At 38.9% G+C, this 15,782-nt stretch carries 13 protein-coding genes; 10 read left to right on the top strand and 3 right to left on the bottom strand.

Annotation, left to right across the window (positions count from 1 at the left end; all coding sequences use genetic code 11):
- Nucleotides 1-254 precede the first annotated feature (254 nt).
- Nucleotides 255-605 carry a hypothetical protein gene (locus tag ABDV71_RS14885; RefSeq protein ID WP_343533912.1) on the top strand — a complete coding sequence of 117 codons (351 nt, stop codon included), beginning with the start codon at nt 255-257 and terminating at the stop codon, nt 603-605.
- Entirely contained in the window at nt 602-1,474 is an 873-nt protein-coding gene (locus ABDV71_RS14880; protein WP_343533910.1) for an AraC family transcriptional regulator, read from the top strand. The genes ABDV71_RS14885 and ABDV71_RS14880 overlap by 4 nt, the downstream gene beginning before the upstream one ends.
- Here the strand turns inward: ABDV71_RS14880 and ABDV71_RS14875 are convergent.
- The gene (locus tag ABDV71_RS14875; RefSeq protein WP_343533908.1) at nt 1,471-2,310 is read right to left on the bottom strand and encodes a hypothetical protein; all 840 of its coding nucleotides are present in this window, start codon (nt 2,308-2,310) and stop codon (nt 1,471-1,473) included. The two genes, ABDV71_RS14880 and ABDV71_RS14875, sit on opposite strands and share 4 nt — an antisense overlap.
- Before the next feature lie 347 nt (nt 2,311-2,657).
- Here ABDV71_RS14875 and ABDV71_RS14870 point away from each other — a divergent pair, with 347 nt between their 5' ends.
- The 6 genes from ABDV71_RS14870 to ABDV71_RS14845 all read left to right on the top strand — a co-directional run bounded on the left by ABDV71_RS14870 (nt 2,658) and on the right by ABDV71_RS14845 (nt 7,482).
- Nucleotides 2,658-3,776 carry a TlpA disulfide reductase family protein gene (locus ABDV71_RS14870; protein ID WP_343533906.1) on the top strand — a complete coding sequence of 373 codons (1,119 nt, stop codon included), beginning with the start codon at nt 2,658-2,660 and terminating at the stop codon, nt 3,774-3,776.
- A gap of 186 nt (nt 3,777-3,962) precedes the next feature.
- Nucleotides 3,963-4,382 carry an NAD(+)--rifampin ADP-ribosyltransferase gene (arr, locus tag ABDV71_RS14865; protein ID WP_343534149.1) on the top strand — a complete coding sequence of 140 codons (420 nt, stop codon included), beginning with the start codon at nt 3,963-3,965 and terminating at the stop codon, nt 4,380-4,382.
- A 688-nt stretch (nt 4,383-5,070) separates the two neighbouring features.
- Nucleotides 5,071-5,610 (top strand): STM3941 family protein, encoded by a 540-nt coding sequence (locus ABDV71_RS14860; RefSeq protein ID WP_343533904.1) that lies wholly within the window; start codon nt 5,071-5,073, stop codon nt 5,608-5,610.
- A gap of 7 nt (nt 5,611-5,617) precedes the next feature.
- Nucleotides 5,618-6,028 carry a DUF5071 domain-containing protein gene (locus tag ABDV71_RS14855; RefSeq protein WP_343533903.1) on the top strand — a complete coding sequence of 137 codons (411 nt, stop codon included), beginning with the start codon at nt 5,618-5,620 and terminating at the stop codon, nt 6,026-6,028.
- 335 nt (nt 6,029-6,363) lie between these two features.
- Nucleotides 6,364-6,816, top strand: a complete 453-nt coding sequence (locus ABDV71_RS14850; RefSeq protein ID WP_343533902.1) for a hypothetical protein — start codon at nt 6,364-6,366, stop codon at nt 6,814-6,816.
- Between the two features lie 12 nt (nt 6,817-6,828).
- Nucleotides 6,829-7,482: a hypothetical protein gene (locus ABDV71_RS14845; protein WP_343533901.1), complete on the top strand. Its 654-nt coding sequence runs from the start codon at nt 6,829-6,831 to the stop codon at nt 7,480-7,482.
- 275 nt (nt 7,483-7,757) lie between these two features.
- Here ABDV71_RS14845 and ABDV71_RS14840 read toward each other — a convergent pair whose 3' ends face one another.
- Together ABDV71_RS14840 and ABDV71_RS14835 are read right to left on the bottom strand one after the other, a co-directional pair.
- Nucleotides 7,758-8,408: a DUF4375 domain-containing protein gene (locus ABDV71_RS14840; RefSeq protein WP_343533899.1), complete on the bottom strand. Its 651-nt coding sequence runs from the start codon at nt 8,406-8,408 to the stop codon at nt 7,758-7,760.
- A 308-nt stretch (nt 8,409-8,716) separates the two neighbouring features.
- Entirely contained in the window at nt 8,717-9,745 is a 1,029-nt protein-coding gene (locus ABDV71_RS14835) for a GntR family transcriptional regulator (RefSeq protein ID WP_343533898.1), read from the bottom strand.
- A 311-nt stretch (nt 9,746-10,056) separates the two neighbouring features.
- Here ABDV71_RS14835 and ABDV71_RS14830 point away from each other — a divergent pair, with 311 nt between their 5' ends.
- Both ABDV71_RS14830 and ABDV71_RS14825 read left to right on the top strand, forming a co-directional pair.
- On the top strand, nt 10,057-12,564 hold the full coding sequence (locus ABDV71_RS14830; protein WP_343533896.1) for a glycoside hydrolase family 3 C-terminal domain-containing protein: 2,508 nt from the start codon (nt 10,057-10,059) through the stop codon (nt 12,562-12,564).
- Between the two features lie 68 nt (nt 12,565-12,632).
- Nucleotides 12,633-15,776 carry a TonB-dependent receptor gene (locus tag ABDV71_RS14825; RefSeq protein WP_343533894.1) on the top strand — a complete coding sequence of 1,048 codons (3,144 nt, stop codon included), beginning with the start codon at nt 12,633-12,635 and terminating at the stop codon, nt 15,774-15,776.
- Nucleotides 15,777-15,782 lie beyond the last annotated feature (6 nt).

The following is a 15,782-nucleotide window of genomic DNA, read 5'->3' as shown; positions in this document are numbered from 1 at the left end:
TGCTTGCGCTATAAAGATAGTGAACTGTTTTCGAAACTAAGAGCTTATACGCTTGGTTATGACCTGTTTGTAGACGGAATACATCAATTTGTAGATAGACGACAATTTACAGGCCCTAACGTTCTTTTTAAGCTTAAGCTACATTAATATTTAAAATTGAGGTATCTGTAGAAGAATATGGGGCTGCTATCGATGTTGGTTTTTTGCTAAATATAAGGGGGTCAATTTTAAGGTATTAACTAATACTTAATCACATGACCGATTCCATAAATAATACGGTAAACAACGTTGATGAGTTAACGCTAGAAGAAATTTCCAAGTGGCTATCGCTGCATTTGGCTGAAGAACTGCGCTGGGTAGAAGATCTTAATGAAAGTAATGACCTGATAAAAAGTGAATCTTTGCATCCCGTTCCTGGGAGGTCTTTTTTGGTGGCTACTAAAGATTGTATTGCTACTTGTTTTATGCTTAAATCCGAAGGTTTTTCGGCTATAACAACTCCATATTACGGCAAAGAGGGATTGTTTTCTAAGATGAAAGATGGTTGGGGCAATACGTATCTCATTAAAGAGGAGAGAAGCTATCGATTTGAGCTTTCAATATGAAAATTTGTAGAGTGTTAGCCAATAAAAATGTGGTGGAGTATGAAAAGACCGCTGAACAACGGCTACAGATTTTGGCAGATGATTACCAAATCAAGATTGTTTTCAATGGAAGACAGGAGGTGTTGATTGGGACTAGAAAATTTTCCATTTTTCCCGACTGCTTGGCCATCATTCCACCAGGATGTAGCTGTGAATGTTTGATTGAGGCCGACGTTCCGGTGCAAACTTTGTCCATTACCCTTAATGCCCATTTTATTGAAGCCTTTTTAAGGCTGCAGTACCCCTTTCAAAAACAGTTGGTTTGTGGTGAAACCCTTTTTGATTTGCCTGAAGCCAGTGTTATTCCAATGAATAGTGACATGCGACAAAATTTTAGGCACTTGTTGAACAGAACCGTAGCCGTAGATACACACGATGCCTTGCTCAACGAATACATCTCCCAGTTTTTATTGGATTATGTTAGCGGTCATCATAATAGGTTCAGGTTGGAACGCAAAAGGTTGTCTTTTGCCAGGCCAGCTACAAAAGCTGATATTTCAAGGAGGTTGCTACTGGCCAAAGAATATATCTCTAATAATTATAACCAGAAATTTCATTTGGCTGAGGTGGCCAATTCCTGCTACCTTTCCGAAAATCACCTTTTAAGGACTTTTAAAGAAATGTTTGGACTTACGCCCTACCAACATTTGGCATTGGTAAGATTAAATAGGGCCAAAAACTATTTGGAACAGGGCGGCTATACCGTAAACGAAATTGTTATACTCGTAGGGTTTGAATCGGTGAGTACTTTTATCAAGCTCTTTAGGTTGACCTTTGCGCTTACACCATTACAATACAGAAAACATTTTCAAAAGATGTATGCCGATTAATGTGCCAATTGGACCACATCGGCTATAATGGTCCATTTTTTCTCAAAACGCCATACCTGGGCATAAAAACCTTTGATTTTTTTAAGGTCTATGGTTGGGTTATGGTCGTAAAGATTGCCTACCTCATAATAAAATTTGCCACTTTCATCGTAACCGCTTTGTTTTTGGTGGTATAAAAGCGCAGCAGAGGTATCTGTATAATGTGCTTTGCCTAATCTGATAGGATGGTCAGCCCTTAGAATTAATACCTCTTTATCTAAATAATTGTATGCTTCGTGGGTAGTGGTCAAATCAGGTGGGGCTGGTTGTTGCATTTTTTTGGACTTTTTGAACTTCAGCAATTGAGTGTTTGAGCGCTCCACCGCTTGTGGATAATCTTCATTAATACTAGTGTGGTTTACACCTCCATCAAAAAGCAGCTTAAAGCGTTGGTTTTTATCTTTTTTCCATATAGAAAAATAATTACCGCTGGCTACGGCTTGCTCCCCACGGCGGCTATAATAAAGATAGGGACCTGTAGTGAAACCAAAATCTTCTGTAAGGTTGGTACGAGCAAATGTGGGATGCCAAACCAATAAGTCATTGTTCTCTGCCGTTACCTTGGCATAAGCCTTTAGCCCATTAACCAAATGTACCCCACTGGCAATCATTGCCGTTGAATCTAAGTTTTGTTCAAAGGCATATTTCAGCCCCATTTGTTTGGCAGTACGTGCAAAGTTCAATTCACTGGAAACTATTTCTTTTTGGGAGACAATAGGGGATTGAGCCTTCAGGATGTTCGTTCTGTTAAACCAAATAATGGTGATTAAAACAAGAATAAAGGTTTTTTTGATCATGATATTGCAATGGTTATGGAACCAAATATCTAGCTTCTATACCTCATTATGATAGGTCTAAGCGCCACAGTCGACATAAATCACTATATTGTCGATGAATGTTGGTATTGGAGCGATACAAGTCTTTAGCTTCTTTCCAATAGTTTGTTAGATTTTTGTGGGGCAGGAACTTAGGAACGCTTTTTCATCATTTTATATATTCGTTGGTAACGCATAAAATGATTAAGATATTAGTGTTTGGAATAAATTTATCACCTATCAAATCATCGGTGCAACATTGGGCTCATTTTTGGTGTCTCTTGTTTAATGCTTAATTAAAAATTTACACCAACCATAACCTTAACTTCATGAGACTACTTTTATTGATGCTATTTGCCCACTTTTCGCTAAGCACTTTGGCGCAGGAACAATTTGTGTTGAAGGGCTATGGAGAAAAATACAAGGATGGAGATAAAATTTTCCTTTCCTATAAAAAAGGGCAGCAATGGACCAACGATTCGGTATTGGTTAAAAATAAAACGTTTATTTTCTCGGGAACAGTATCGGCCCCTATAAAAGCCAGTGTTTATCGCAATCAAAATCCCCAGTTTGCGAATATCGTTTATGACCATGTCAACGTATATCTGGAAAAGGGAACCATTCATTTAAAATCCCCAGATACCCTAAAGCATAGTATACCTTCTGGTACACCTGTGAATGAGGATTTTGCGCAATTGAATGTCCTATTGATGCCTTTTTTAGATCAATTGTCGGCCATGCAAGACCCTACAGAAATTAGCGAAGAAAAGAAAAAAGATAGCGCCTATGTGTCACGGGTAACGCGGGAATATCTTTCGGTATTGAAGGAAATGGACGAGGCGAAATTCAAATTTATAGCGCAAAAGCCCTCGTCTTTGGTAAGCTTGGTGGCCTTAAATGAGCTTGTTAAAAACACGAAATGGCTCAAACGAGTTGAAGAGGCCTATCTGAAATTACCTGTGGCCTTAAAAGCAAGCGGAATGGGCAAGTTTGTGGAGCAAAGTATCAACCTGGGAAAAAAGATAAGCGTAGGTATGCAAGCCCCAAATTTCTCTCAGCCCGACACCTTAGGGAAAATACATCAATTAGCCGATTATAAGGGAAAGTACGTGCTACTAGATTTTTGGGCTTCCTGGTGTGGTCCATGCAGGGCCGAAAATCCGAATGTGTTAGCTGCTTACCAACAATATAAAAGCAAAAACTTCATGGTGTTGAGTGTATCTATAGACGAAGCAAAGGATAGGGACAAATGGCTAAAGGCAATACGCGAAGATCAACTGATCTGGCCCCAGCTTTCGGATTTAAAAGGAAGCCAAAACGCAGCTCATAAGCTTTATGGAATCACCACTATTCCTGCCAACCTGTTGATTTCGCCAGAGGGAAAGGTTTTGGCAAAGGATTTAAAAGGTGAGCTGCTGCATGCTACATTGAAAGAACTATTGAAATAAGCTTGGGAATAGGAGAGAAGCATCATTTGCAAAAAAAAAACACGGCCTGTATGCAAGTTAAGGCTTGCATTTACCACGGGATTTCTGTAGCATTGGTAGCCTTAAACCATATGGATGTTAAGGCAATATTCATTAAGCTTTTCAAACCTCAAAACACTAACAATGGATACCATTAAAGATGAACCAATGCCTAACCAAGTTACGCACAGCCCTTTTTCGCAGACATTTTTCCACGGCACAAAGGCTGATCTGAAAATTGGCGACCATATTGCTCCGGGCTTTCAATGCAATTATGCCGATAGGAAACTAAGCCATGTGTATGTAGCAGCTACCCTCACGGCGGCCATTTGGGGTGCCGAACTGGCCTTGGGCAACGGACGCCAAAGAATTTATTTGGTTGAGGCAACGGGAGAGGTAGAAAACGATCCAAACGTAACAGACAAGAAATTTCCGGGAAACCCAACCATGTCCTATCGGTCGGTACATCCCTTTAGGGTCATTGGCGAGGTAGCCACTTGGGTGCCTCATTCGGCCGAACAGCTACAGGCCATGAAAGAGGGACTTAACAAGCTGACAGCACAGGGGATCAATGTAATTATAGATTGATTGGTGGTTTAGCTTTCCTACGGCGGCAGATGATTATTGGGGCGGGCATATGATTAAAAGAAACGGGGACTTAGCATACCGCTTTGTCCCCGCCATCTAAATTAACGCTCTCAGTAATATAAACACCAATACTTCGCTTTTATTGTGCAGGCCGAAAATTTATTAAATAGGATATGGCTAATGAAAAAGGAAAGTGCTAATTCCCAACGTGATGAATGAATGGAATCACCAAGCCACTTTTCAGCTGTACGGGCTAATAAGTTCCTATGGCGTTAAATGACTATGTGTCTATGTGTTTGTTTTTTTTAATAATATAAATGAACCACATAGACACATAGTCGTATTGTTTTAAGATTATAGCGGATATCCAACCTTAAAGCGAATTTTTTAAAATAGCCTTGGCAGGGGCATGCATTACATTTGTGGTTAGTGTTATCACCAAGCCACTTTTCAGCTGTACGACTGATAAGTCCCTATGGTGTTAAACGACTAATTGCTATGGGATTTTTTTTTAATTGAGAAAATTAGTCTTAAGTTTATTAGGAAATAAGGTGTTGCTCACAAATTCTTGGTATAAAATTAAATCCCTTGCCATTACGGCAAGGGATTTATAATTTAATTGCACTAAGAAATATTGGAATGTTAAATTAGCAGTTAAATAGCCTTGAATTTCGTTGATCATCAAATCATGGACAGAATAGAAATCCCATTAAGTAAAAGTAAATTATTGTTGATATTACTTGGCGGACTTGCCTTTGTAATAATAGGCGTAATTTTTATCATTAACCCCGAAAGATTTGTTTCTGCTCGAATGAGCAATCCCGGACTATTGCGGCTGTTGGGGATAGCCAGTATTGTATTTTTTGGAGCCCTAACGATGTATGCGATTAAAAAGTTGCTTGGCAATCCCATTGGCTTAGTAATAGATGAAGAGGGAATCATCGACAATACCAATGCTGCGGGCATTGGATTGATCAAATGGGCCGATATTACGGGGCTAGAAAGAGTACAAGTGAAGTCGACCAAAATTTTATTGGTTCACATTTCCAACCCTGAAGAATATTTGAATAGGACAAAAGGATTTAAAAAACTATTGATAAAAGGTAATTACAACATGTACGGAACACCTTTGTCCATTACCTCAAACGCTTTGAAGTATAATTTTAACGATTTGGAGCGGTTGATTGCTGAAAGACTTTTAAAAAAGAAGCAGACTGAAATAGCCTGATCAAATATTGAAAATCAAAGTGAACTATGCCGAGTCGATTTTGAAAGAATTAATACCTAAAGATAAATTTGATATTGAGACCGCCGAAAAGCTAAATCAATATTCAATTGATGAGCTGCGTCCTATAGTTCCCGCTTTGTTGGAATGGTTGCAGGATGGCAATTGGCCAGTGGCCTATCCTGTTAAATTGTATCTTGAAAAGCATGTGAAGCATATTCAAAACGAAATTTTAGCGGTATTTAGAACCGATGATACCTATTGGAAATACTGGGTAATTTTATTGCTGGGAGAGGGCATAGACGATGAATGCTTGATCAATGAAATTAAGCGAATTGCTTTAGCCCCTACCGATCTAGAAAAAGAGGACGAAGTAGATCAAATGGCGCATGAGTTAATTGCTAAGAAAGGCTGGGGATAGCTTTAATAATGTAGTGTGGGATAATATTACACCTTTTGTTGGTGTTATCACTAACCCACTTTGCAGCTGCACAACTAATAAGCTTAAATGGCTATGTGCCTATGTGTTTGTTTTTTAAAGAGTGTAAATGAACCACATAGACACATAAGGGTATTTCTTTTGCCAATTATAGCCCTAAAGTAAATTTCTTAATATAACCTCTGTAGGGTTACACATTTTTATCACTTCTTTAACTTGTGGAAAATGAATAATACTTACATCATTGCTAGTAAAATGCCAAGGTGATGCGTAAAATTATCCAAACTACTTATCTACTCTATATTGCATGTACGATTTTGAGTTGTAATCACTATGATCGTGAAAATGATAATATCATCTTTCGACCACGATGGTGGATGGAGATAGACTTGAAAAACAGAAGCATATCTGTAGAGCTTACTAAATACAAAGGAAAACTAGTGCTTTCTGAAAAGGAAGAGAAAATCATTATCGACTCTTTCGAAAAGAATGAGATTGGAAGTTTAAAAGGAGAATATCATGTTGCCAATGAAGACGTGATAGCCCCAATTGTAGATTTTACGTTTGTGGTTTTTAAAAGAGATAAGAAAATTCTTGACGCCGCCATTAATGAAGGATATGATACACAATCAAACTCTAAGTCTATTGATGATAAAATAGCAAGTTTTAGAGATGATCTTAAATCGGTATTACGGAATAATCCAAGTTATAAATTGGCAGAAAAAAACCTTGAGGATTATATGGTTAAACATGATGTCTTTATGCTTTAATTATCTGATAGTATGAATTTAAAAAGCTTAATAAGACTTCTTGGTAAAACGACTTTTGCACTGATTATATTTATATTCTCCTGTACAAAAAATGAACAGATATGGAGGTATGACAAACAAATCATCTTACAAAGGGAAGATTTTCAAAAATCATGTGAGATATCAATTGATAGCACCTTTTTAGTGGAAGATATCTCGGAGTTTGATTTCCAAGGGCGCAAGAAAAAATTGAATGTTATTTGTACTGACAGCACCAACATTGGTAAATATTTGATGCAGCAACAAATAGAATCCGAGCTTTTCTATAACGGGAGCTTTAAATTAGCTGGACAGATGGTACATCTAATTTCTTTGCATGGCCATTCAAGAAGCTCCAGCGGAAAAACCCAAGGATATCTATTATTCAATGGCCAAAAGAGAAAACTACTTATCAAAGCGTTTTCTGTGCAGCCTGAATCCGAAATGGTAAAGTTTTATCTACGAAATGGTTATCTGTTAATTATGAGAATAAATGATTATAGAGATGAGGTTTATCCTTTTACCTATGCGGTTTTAAAACTCAACGATACAAGTTTAAATATTCTTGAAGAGGCCGAAGTAATAAAGATTTTTAAGGAAAAACTTTATAATATAAAATTTGAATATAGCCGCTCAGCAATGGAATAATAAGCAGTAAATGACTGACCTTTTACATCTATGGTTGGTGTTATCTCCAACCAGCTTTGCAGCTGCACAACTAATAAGCTTAAATGGCTATGTGTCTATGTGTTTGTTTTTTTAACATTATAAATAAACCACATAGACACATAAGAAATTCCCACTTTGGCGCAAGTCTTGTGTACATGGTTTAGTGTGGGGAGACTTGTGAGGATTAGAAATTAATAAAGCCCAAGTCGGGTCATAGCTCTTTCTCGAGCACTAAGACTTACGCTTAGGGGGAATCATTTGTCTATAAATTCCTTTTTGTTTTTCCTTATAAAGTCCACTTGAATTTGTTGTAAGTTTTCTATTTTGTAAAGATTGTAAAACTCATCATCATATCTATTTAATGGATTGCCATCATATGATTTATTGAAACCCTCTAATGTCCCATCTTGATGTTGTGTTATTTTGGGATTTTCCCTTTCAAAGGTTTCATTGGCTCTTTTGGTCAGGTCAGCAAACTTATTTGCGCCGATAAGCTTTAAAGCATCTGGTAAATGTTTATAAAATTGTCCACTTGAATTGGAGTAAAATTGGTTGTAACCACCATTATTTACTTCTGCTTCCAACAACCAGATCATATAAATTGCTTGTCTTGATTTATTCCAAGACATCGTGGTTTCGTATTCTTTTTTATAGTCGGTTGGTTGTTTTTCAGAAAGATTGTCAAAAATAACTTGTAATAGATTGTCGTTCGAAGTAGTGTCAATAATTTGTTCGGTCAATTTTTTATGTATCGGTCTGTTCTTAAATGCGTCAACTGAATTGGCAATTTGTTCGTCCAATTCTTCGGATAATTTGCCATCGTCTTTCTTTATTTGCCCGGAACAGCTAAACAAGTTTAAGGTTGCTGTTATAATTCCTATAATTATAATTCGTCTTTTTGACATATCGTTTTTAACTTAAGTTGCTCATATATGTTATTAATGGGTCACATATTAACCCAAAACTACGCCTATGGTTGGTGTTATCACCAACCTACTTTGCAGCTGCACAACTAATAAGCTTAAATGACTATGTGCCTATGTGTTTGTTTTTTAAAAGTATAAATGGACCACATAGGTACATAGATGGGTAATCTGTTAAAAGAAGGTTTGCTAATACTATTGAGTTGGCTATGTATCTATGTGTTTGTTTTTTAAACATTATAAATGAACCACATAGACACATAAGGGTATTCTTTTACCAATTTCCGACCCTAAAGCGAATTCCTTAAAATAACCTTTGCAGGGTCACGCATTTTAACCACTTCCTTTTTCAATATGGCTTTGGCCGCTTCTTCGCCCATTTTATTAAAATCGGTACTGATCACCGTAATGCCGTCTTCTAGCACTTCCTTAACCGCGGTGTCGTTGTACGAAAGCAGGCCAATATCCTTGCCCAATTTCCAGCCTTTTTTGCGAGCTATTTTAATCAGGGTCACATCATCCTGATCATAACGGCTAAAGGTGATGTAGGCATCTCCCTTTTTGGCAAAAGTGTCTTCTATGGTATTGACGATGGTATGTTTTTTCGAATTAAGTTTCGAGAACAGTTCAAAGCCATCAATCACTTCCTTGGCATGGAAAGCCTCCAAAGGAGCAACCAGCACCAATCTCGAATATTTTTTTAGCTGCGGAAGCAATTCGGTAAGTGATTCTTGGATGTCGGTTTTATAATCCTGGTAAATGCAGGTATAATCACCATCCAGGTTTTTCTCCTGATAGTCAATGATGATCCTTTTTTGGGGCGGAATACGATTTAAGACTTCCGTAGTATTGCCATGCAAAAAAGTGGTAATGACAAAGTGAGTATAATTGGGAAGATTTTCGTCAACTAGTTTCTCAAAAACCTTAAAGTTATGGTGATGGAAATAAACATCAACATCAGCTTTATCCTTAATGGTTTCTAAAAAGGAATGATAGATCCGGTCCCTCAAAACGTTCATCTTGTCAAGGATCAAACAGATACGATAGGGGTGGTACTGCTTTTTCTTTTTTACATAATACCCTTTTCGATACTCAGCCTCAATAATTCCTTTTTCCAATAGATAGTTTAAACCTTTTAAGGCAGTTTCCTTGCTGATTTTCAGTTGCTCTGTTAATTGATTTAATGAAGGCAAACGATCATTGATCTTTAATTTGTTGGTTTCGATCAAATGGTTAATATGTTCAGCAAGCTGAAGATACTTCATTCGGTGTGCAGAAACATTCGGGTTAGCTTCTTCTGTCTTTTTAGTTTGATCCACTGTAGTAGGTTTTTCAATGCAAAGCTAATGGATATTTCTGAAAAAAGCCCATACCATACCAAACTAATCATAAAGGGCCTACAGCTAGGTTTTACCGCTAATCTTTGGCCTTACAGGCAAAAAAAATAAAATGTTTGATAATTAAGAATATTTTATACTTTTGTTAAACAAATTAAACCAAACCAAACCAAACCAGTTCCTCAGCTGAACGTAACCAAGTATAATGATCAAACCATGATGCTGCCAGTGTAACCAAATTGTGCGGTTAGCGATAGTAAGATCACTATAAAAAAATATAAATTACTTCATCAATGACTAGATCCATTTCTTTTAAGCGCATATCCCTGTTCTTCATCGCAATTTGCTGTACCACCCATACCTATGCACAAGTGTATGCCAACAGTAAGGCTCCCGTAGAAGATCGAGTGAAAGCCATTTTGGCTCAAATGACGCTGGAAGAAAAACTAGATTATATTGGCGGATACAGAGGTTTTTACATTAGACCCATCCAACGATTGGGTTTGCCCGAAATTAAACTTACCGATGGGCCGGTAGGAACGCATAAAGACGGAAGGGCGGTAGCCTACCCCGCCAGCATTTTATCGGCAGCCACTTGGGACACCCAATTGATCACCAGATTGGGCAAGGAACTGGGCAGAGACTCAAAGGCACGTGGCGTGCACATCTTGCTTGCACCTGGCGTGAACATTGTGAGGGCACCTATGAGCGGAAGGAACTTTGAATATTTTAGCGAAGATCCATTCCTGAACTCGAGAATAGGGGTGAGCTATATTCAAGGACTACAGGGCGAAAACGTAGTGGCAACCGTAAAACACTATGCGGCCAACAATCAGGAGTGGGACCGTAACAATGTAAGTTCAGATATTGACGAACGTACCCTTCACGAAATTTATTTTCCCGCTTTTAAGGCAGCGGTTCAGGAAGCAAAAGCGGGATCGGTAATGAACAGCTACAATTTGGTAAATGGCGTTCATGCTACCCAAAGCGGTTATTTGAATAATGAAATTTTAAAGGGACTTTGGGGCTTTGATGGCTTTGTCATGTCAGACTGGTCATCAACCTATAACGGAGTAGAAGCCGCTAAAGGTGGTTTAGACCTGGAAATGCCCAGGGCAGTGCGCATGAATAAAAAGGACCTTGATTTGGCCATTAAAAACGGTGTGCTCAATGAAGAGGTAATCAATGATAAGGTGAGAAGGATGTTACGCATCATTTTCAGGTTTGGTTTTTACGACAAGCCACAGCTTGATACTTCCATTCCAAAAGATAATCCCGATGGCGCAAAGGTAGCTCTTGATTTGGCCAGAGGCGGTATCGTGCTGTTAAAGAATACCAAACAAGTATTGCCATTATCGGCAAATATTAAAACCTTAGCGGTAATTGGTCCCAATGCCGATGCCTATGTATCAGGTGGTGGTAGTTCCTATACTTTCCCATTTCATTCTGTTTCGGTGCTTAAAGGCATCCAAGAATATTCAAAAGACATTAAAGTCATTTCATCTACGGGTTTGCCCGTACTTTCAGATCAGGTGGCCAAGTCGGTGTTTTACCATAGCCCAAGTGCGCCAATACGTGGCTTAAAGGCAGAATATTTCAACAACACCAAATTGTCTGGAACGCCTTTTAAAACAACTATAGATACCATTGTGAGTATCAATAACGGTTGGCACATTGCGGCCGAGAATAGAGGTTTTCCTTTTGATCACTGCTCTATGCGCTGGACAGGTTTTGTTAAACCAGAAAAAAGCGGAAAATATAAGTTCACCGTAAAAGGTTTTGATGGTTTTAGACTTGAGGTAGGGAACGAAAAAGTGATTGACCTTTGGAAAGACCAAGGCATTACCACTAAAAGTGTAAGCCTGCAGTTAGAAGCTGGTAAAGAATATGCCGTAAAACTTGAATATTATGCGGGTCCACATCCGGTAGACATTAATTTTGCCTGGGCGCCAGATGTGCTCGATTTTTCTGAAGCCATCAATGCGGCAAAAAGTGCCGATGCTACCATTGTTTGTGTGGGTTTTAATGAAAGTAGCGAGCGTGAGGGAAATGACCGCCCGTTTGAATTACCCGATCACCAAGATAGCCTGATCAATGTAATTGCTGGTCTTAACCCTAAAACCATTGTGGTTTTAAATGCAGGTGGCAACGTAGCCATGGAAAAATGGATTGCCAAAGTGCCGGGATTGTTGTTTGCTTGGTATCCTGGGCAAGAGGGCGGAACGGCCATTGCAGAAATACTTTTTGGGAAAACCAATCCAAGTGGGAAGCTCCCGATCAGTTTTGAGAAAAAATGGGAAGATAACCCGGCTTTTAACTATTATTACGACGAGGCTAATAGCAAAAGGGTGAGTTACAAAGAAGGTATATTTATGGGCTATCGTTATTACGACTCAAAGCAGGTAGCCCCTCAGTTCCCTTTTGGTTTTGGATTGTCCTACACCTCTTTTAAATATAGCGACTTAAAAGTTACAGTAAGTAGCAAAGGTAAATCGCCTCAGGCTACGGTAAGCTTTAAGCTTAGCAATACGGGAAATAGCGATGGTGCAGAAGCGGCGCAGCTTTATGTAAGAGATGTGGTAAGTCCTGTGCCACGTCCTTTTAAAGAGCTTAAAGGCTTTTCGAAAGTGTTTTTGAAAAAGGGCGAAACAAAAACCATTACCCTTAAGCTGGACGAATCGGCTTTTGCCTACTACAAAACCAAGCTTAAAAAATTTGGATATGATCCAGGTGCATTTGAAATCCTGATCGGGTCATCATCCGCAAACATTCATTTAAAGAAAGCGATCATTTTAAAATAAGCCGCCTTATTGAACAAGGCAAAAGGCAAGATTTTTAACCAAATATGTTGTACTAACCAAATTATGTAATGAAATTTTATGTTGTTTTACTCTGTGCCGTTTTGAGTTTTCAAAACGTGAATGCACTAAAGCGCCTCAAATCCAATACCACCCCCGCACCGGTATATATTACGGGTACGGTAACCGATGATATGGGTGAACCATTACCAGGTGTTAACGTTAAATTAAAGGGAACCAACAGTACAACACAAACGAATAATGACGGAACTTTTAAGTTCTCCATTCCAGAACTAAAAGGCACCTTGGTATTCTCTTACACGGGCTTTATCACTAAAGAAGTAATTATTACCGCTGCTACCGTTTACCGTGTAAAACTTGCCAAGGATTTAAAGGTTTTGGATGAGATTGTAGTGATTGGCTATGGCACCACTACCAAAAGAGATTTAACTGGGGCCGTAAGTCAGGTGAGTATAGAGGATTTACAAAAAGCGCCTGTGGCCTCTTTGGAAGATGCTTTAGCAGGTAGAGTTGCAGGGGTTCAGGTAACGGCATCAGACGGTCAACCAGGAGCGCCCATGCAAATTTCCATCAGGGGAAATAACTCCATCACCCAAAGCAATTCACCTTTGTACGTCATTGATGGTTTTCCGATTGAAGACCCAACCAATAACGTGATCAACCCTAACGAAGTAGAATCGATCGATATCTTGAAAGATGCTTCGGCCACCGCAATTTATGGTGCCAGGGGCGCAAATGGGGTAATCATCATCAACACCAAAAAGGGGAAAATAGGTGATCCTACCATTTCTTATCAAAATTATTTCGGAATTCAGCAAAACCTTAAACAACAGGAGTTATTAAGTCCTTATGAGTTTGTTAAGTATCAACTGGAATTTAACTCTGCCGTTTACACACCCATCTATCTTAAAGATGGAAGAGATTTAGAATACTATAGAAATGTACCAGGAATCAACTGGCAGGATAAAGTATTCAGGACGGCGCCTATGCAAAACCATTTCTTATCTATCAATGGTGGTACCGATAAAACCAGATATTCTATTTCGGGCTCTGTGTTAAATCAGGATGGCATTATCATTAACAGTGGTTTTAACAGATATCAAGGCCGAATTGTATTAGATCAGACCATTAATCCTAAATTTAAGGTAGGGGTCAACCTTAATTATTCGAGTACTAAAACCTATGGTACCATTGCCACTGAGCAAAATGGTAGTGCCACTGCCAGCTTAATGTACAGCGTTTGGGGATACCGCCCTATTACTGGCGATGCCCTGACCGATGAACAATTGGTAGAGCAACCTTTTGATCCAGATGTGAACCCTACGGCCGAATATCGTATCAATCCAGCCATTTCGACCAGAAATGAATATAACCCTGCTTTTGTGAGCGCCATATTGGCCAATGCCTATGCCGAATATAAGTTCTCGAACTATTTAACCTTCAGGGCTTCTGGCGGTATAACCAAAAGAGATACCAGAAAGGAAATCTTCAACAATTCAAATACAAGATCGGGTAATCCGTTGTCAAGTAGTAATGGGGTAAATGGTTCCATCATGAATTACGACTTGAATAACTATTTAAGTGAAAATACCCTAACCTTTAAACGGAATATCAATAAAGTGCATAACATTACGGCACTTGCAGGTTTTACCCTTCAACAAATCTCAGCTTTCAGCTCTGGTTTTGCGGCTACGCAGGTACCTAATGAATCGTTGGGCATTAGTGGGCTAGAAGAAGGAGTGCCTAGTCGTGTATATTCCACCAGTTCAAAATCGGCGTTAATGTCGTTCCTAACCAGGTTGAATTATAGCTACAAGTCTAGGTATTTGTTCACGGCTTCATTCAGAGCTGATGGTTCTTCTAAATTTGCTTCTGGCAACAAATGGGCCTATTTCCCTTCGGGCTCTTTTGCCTGGGTAATGAGCGACGAATCTTTTATGAAAAGCATTAAGCCCATCACCAGTGCTAAATTAAGGCTTAGCTACGGTTTAACCGGAAACAACAGGGTAAATGATTTTGCTTATCTATCCTCATATCAAATTATTTCCAACTCTGGCTACAACTTTAACAACAGCCCAGTGAACGGATCTATTCCTAATCTTTTAGGAAACAGAAACTTAAAATGGGAAACCACCTCTCAAGCTGATATTGGTTTGGACGTAAGTTTATTAAAGAACCGTATTTCTGTAACGGCCGATTACTACGATAAAAAAACCTACGATTTGTTGATCAATTCATCATTGGCACCTTCGCAGGGCTTTTTAAACGGCATGCGCAATATTGGTAAGGTTGGTAACAAAGGTTTTGAGTTTACTTTGAATACTACCAATGTGAAGAATAAAACTTTCTCATGGAACAGTAGCTTCAACATTTCCTTTAACCGCAACAAAGTATTGGAATTAACGGAAGAAGATCCATCCATTTTATCTAGGATCAACTGGGGCAATTTCAACAATGCCTATCCATACATTGCTATTCCAGGGCGTCCAATAGGACAATTTTATGGTTACGTTTGGGATGGCGTATATCAGTATAGTGATTTTAACCAGTTGGCCAATGGCAGCTATGTGCTCAAAGACAATGTGCCTAATAACGGCCAGTCAAGAGCAACCGTACAGCCCGGTTTTATTAAATACAAAGACATTAACGGCGATGGGCAGGTAAACAGTTACGACCAAACCATTATTGGCGATCCTAATCCAAAGCATACGGGCGGTTTTTCTAATAATTTCACCTACAAGGGATTTGACCTTAACGTCTTCTTTCAATGGTCGTACGGCAACGAATTGTTGAATGCCAACCGCATTGAATTTGAAGGTGGCGAAAATAGAAATTCATTAAACATGTTTGCTTCTTATGCCAACCGCTGGACACCAGAAAACCAAACCAACGAACTTTATAAAGTGTACGGACAGGGACCATTGGTTTATTCTTCCAGAACTATTGAAGATGGCTCGTACCTCAGGTTAAAAACGGTTTCTTTGGGCTATACCCTTAGCCAATCGCTGCTTAAAAAGCTAAAGATTAAAAACTTTAGGGTTTATGCTTCTGCTCAGAACTTATATACCTGGACCAACTATTCGGGACTTGACCCAGAGGTTTCTACCTACGCTTCGGCACTTACACCAGGCTTTGATTGGTCGGCCTACCCGAAAGCGAGAACAATCATTTTTGGACTTAACCTTACACTATAAATCATA

The organism is Pedobacter sp. (genome assembly GCF_039594775.1).
Classification (GTDB): domain Bacteria; phylum Bacteroidota; class Bacteroidia; order Sphingobacteriales; family Sphingobacteriaceae; genus Pedobacter.
The sequence above is the reverse complement of the archived record's forward strand: the minus strand, read 5'-3'. Positions and strand labels throughout refer to the sequence as shown.

What these genes read in the sequence shown, in the direction of transcription:
- ABDV71_RS14885 (WP_343533912.1), top strand. Translation starts at nt 255, where the DNA reads ATGACCGATTCCATAAATAATACGGTAAACAACGTTGATGAGTTAACG.
- ABDV71_RS14880 (WP_343533910.1), top strand. Translation starts at nt 602, where the DNA reads ATGAAAATTTGTAGAGTGTTAGCCAATAAAAATGTGGTGGAGTATGAA.
- ABDV71_RS14875 (WP_343533908.1), bottom strand. Translation starts at nt 2,310, where the DNA reads ATGATCAAAAAAACCTTTATTCTTGTTTTAATCACCATTATTTGGTTT.
- ABDV71_RS14870 (WP_343533906.1), top strand. Translation starts at nt 2,658, where the DNA reads ATGAGACTACTTTTATTGATGCTATTTGCCCACTTTTCGCTAAGCACT.
- arr (WP_343534149.1), top strand. Translation starts at nt 3,963, where the DNA reads ATGCCTAACCAAGTTACGCACAGCCCTTTTTCGCAGACATTTTTCCAC.
- ABDV71_RS14860 (WP_343533904.1), top strand. Translation starts at nt 5,071, where the DNA reads ATGGACAGAATAGAAATCCCATTAAGTAAAAGTAAATTATTGTTGATA.
- ABDV71_RS14845 (WP_343533901.1), top strand. Translation starts at nt 6,829, where the DNA reads ATGAATTTAAAAAGCTTAATAAGACTTCTTGGTAAAACGACTTTTGCA.
- ABDV71_RS14840 (WP_343533899.1), bottom strand. Translation starts at nt 8,408, where the DNA reads ATGTCAAAAAGACGAATTATAATTATAGGAATTATAACAGCAACCTTA.
- ABDV71_RS14830 (WP_343533896.1), top strand. Translation starts at nt 10,057, where the DNA reads ATGACTAGATCCATTTCTTTTAAGCGCATATCCCTGTTCTTCATCGCA.
- ABDV71_RS14825 (WP_343533894.1), top strand. Translation starts at nt 12,633, where the DNA reads ATGAAATTTTATGTTGTTTTACTCTGTGCCGTTTTGAGTTTTCAAAAC.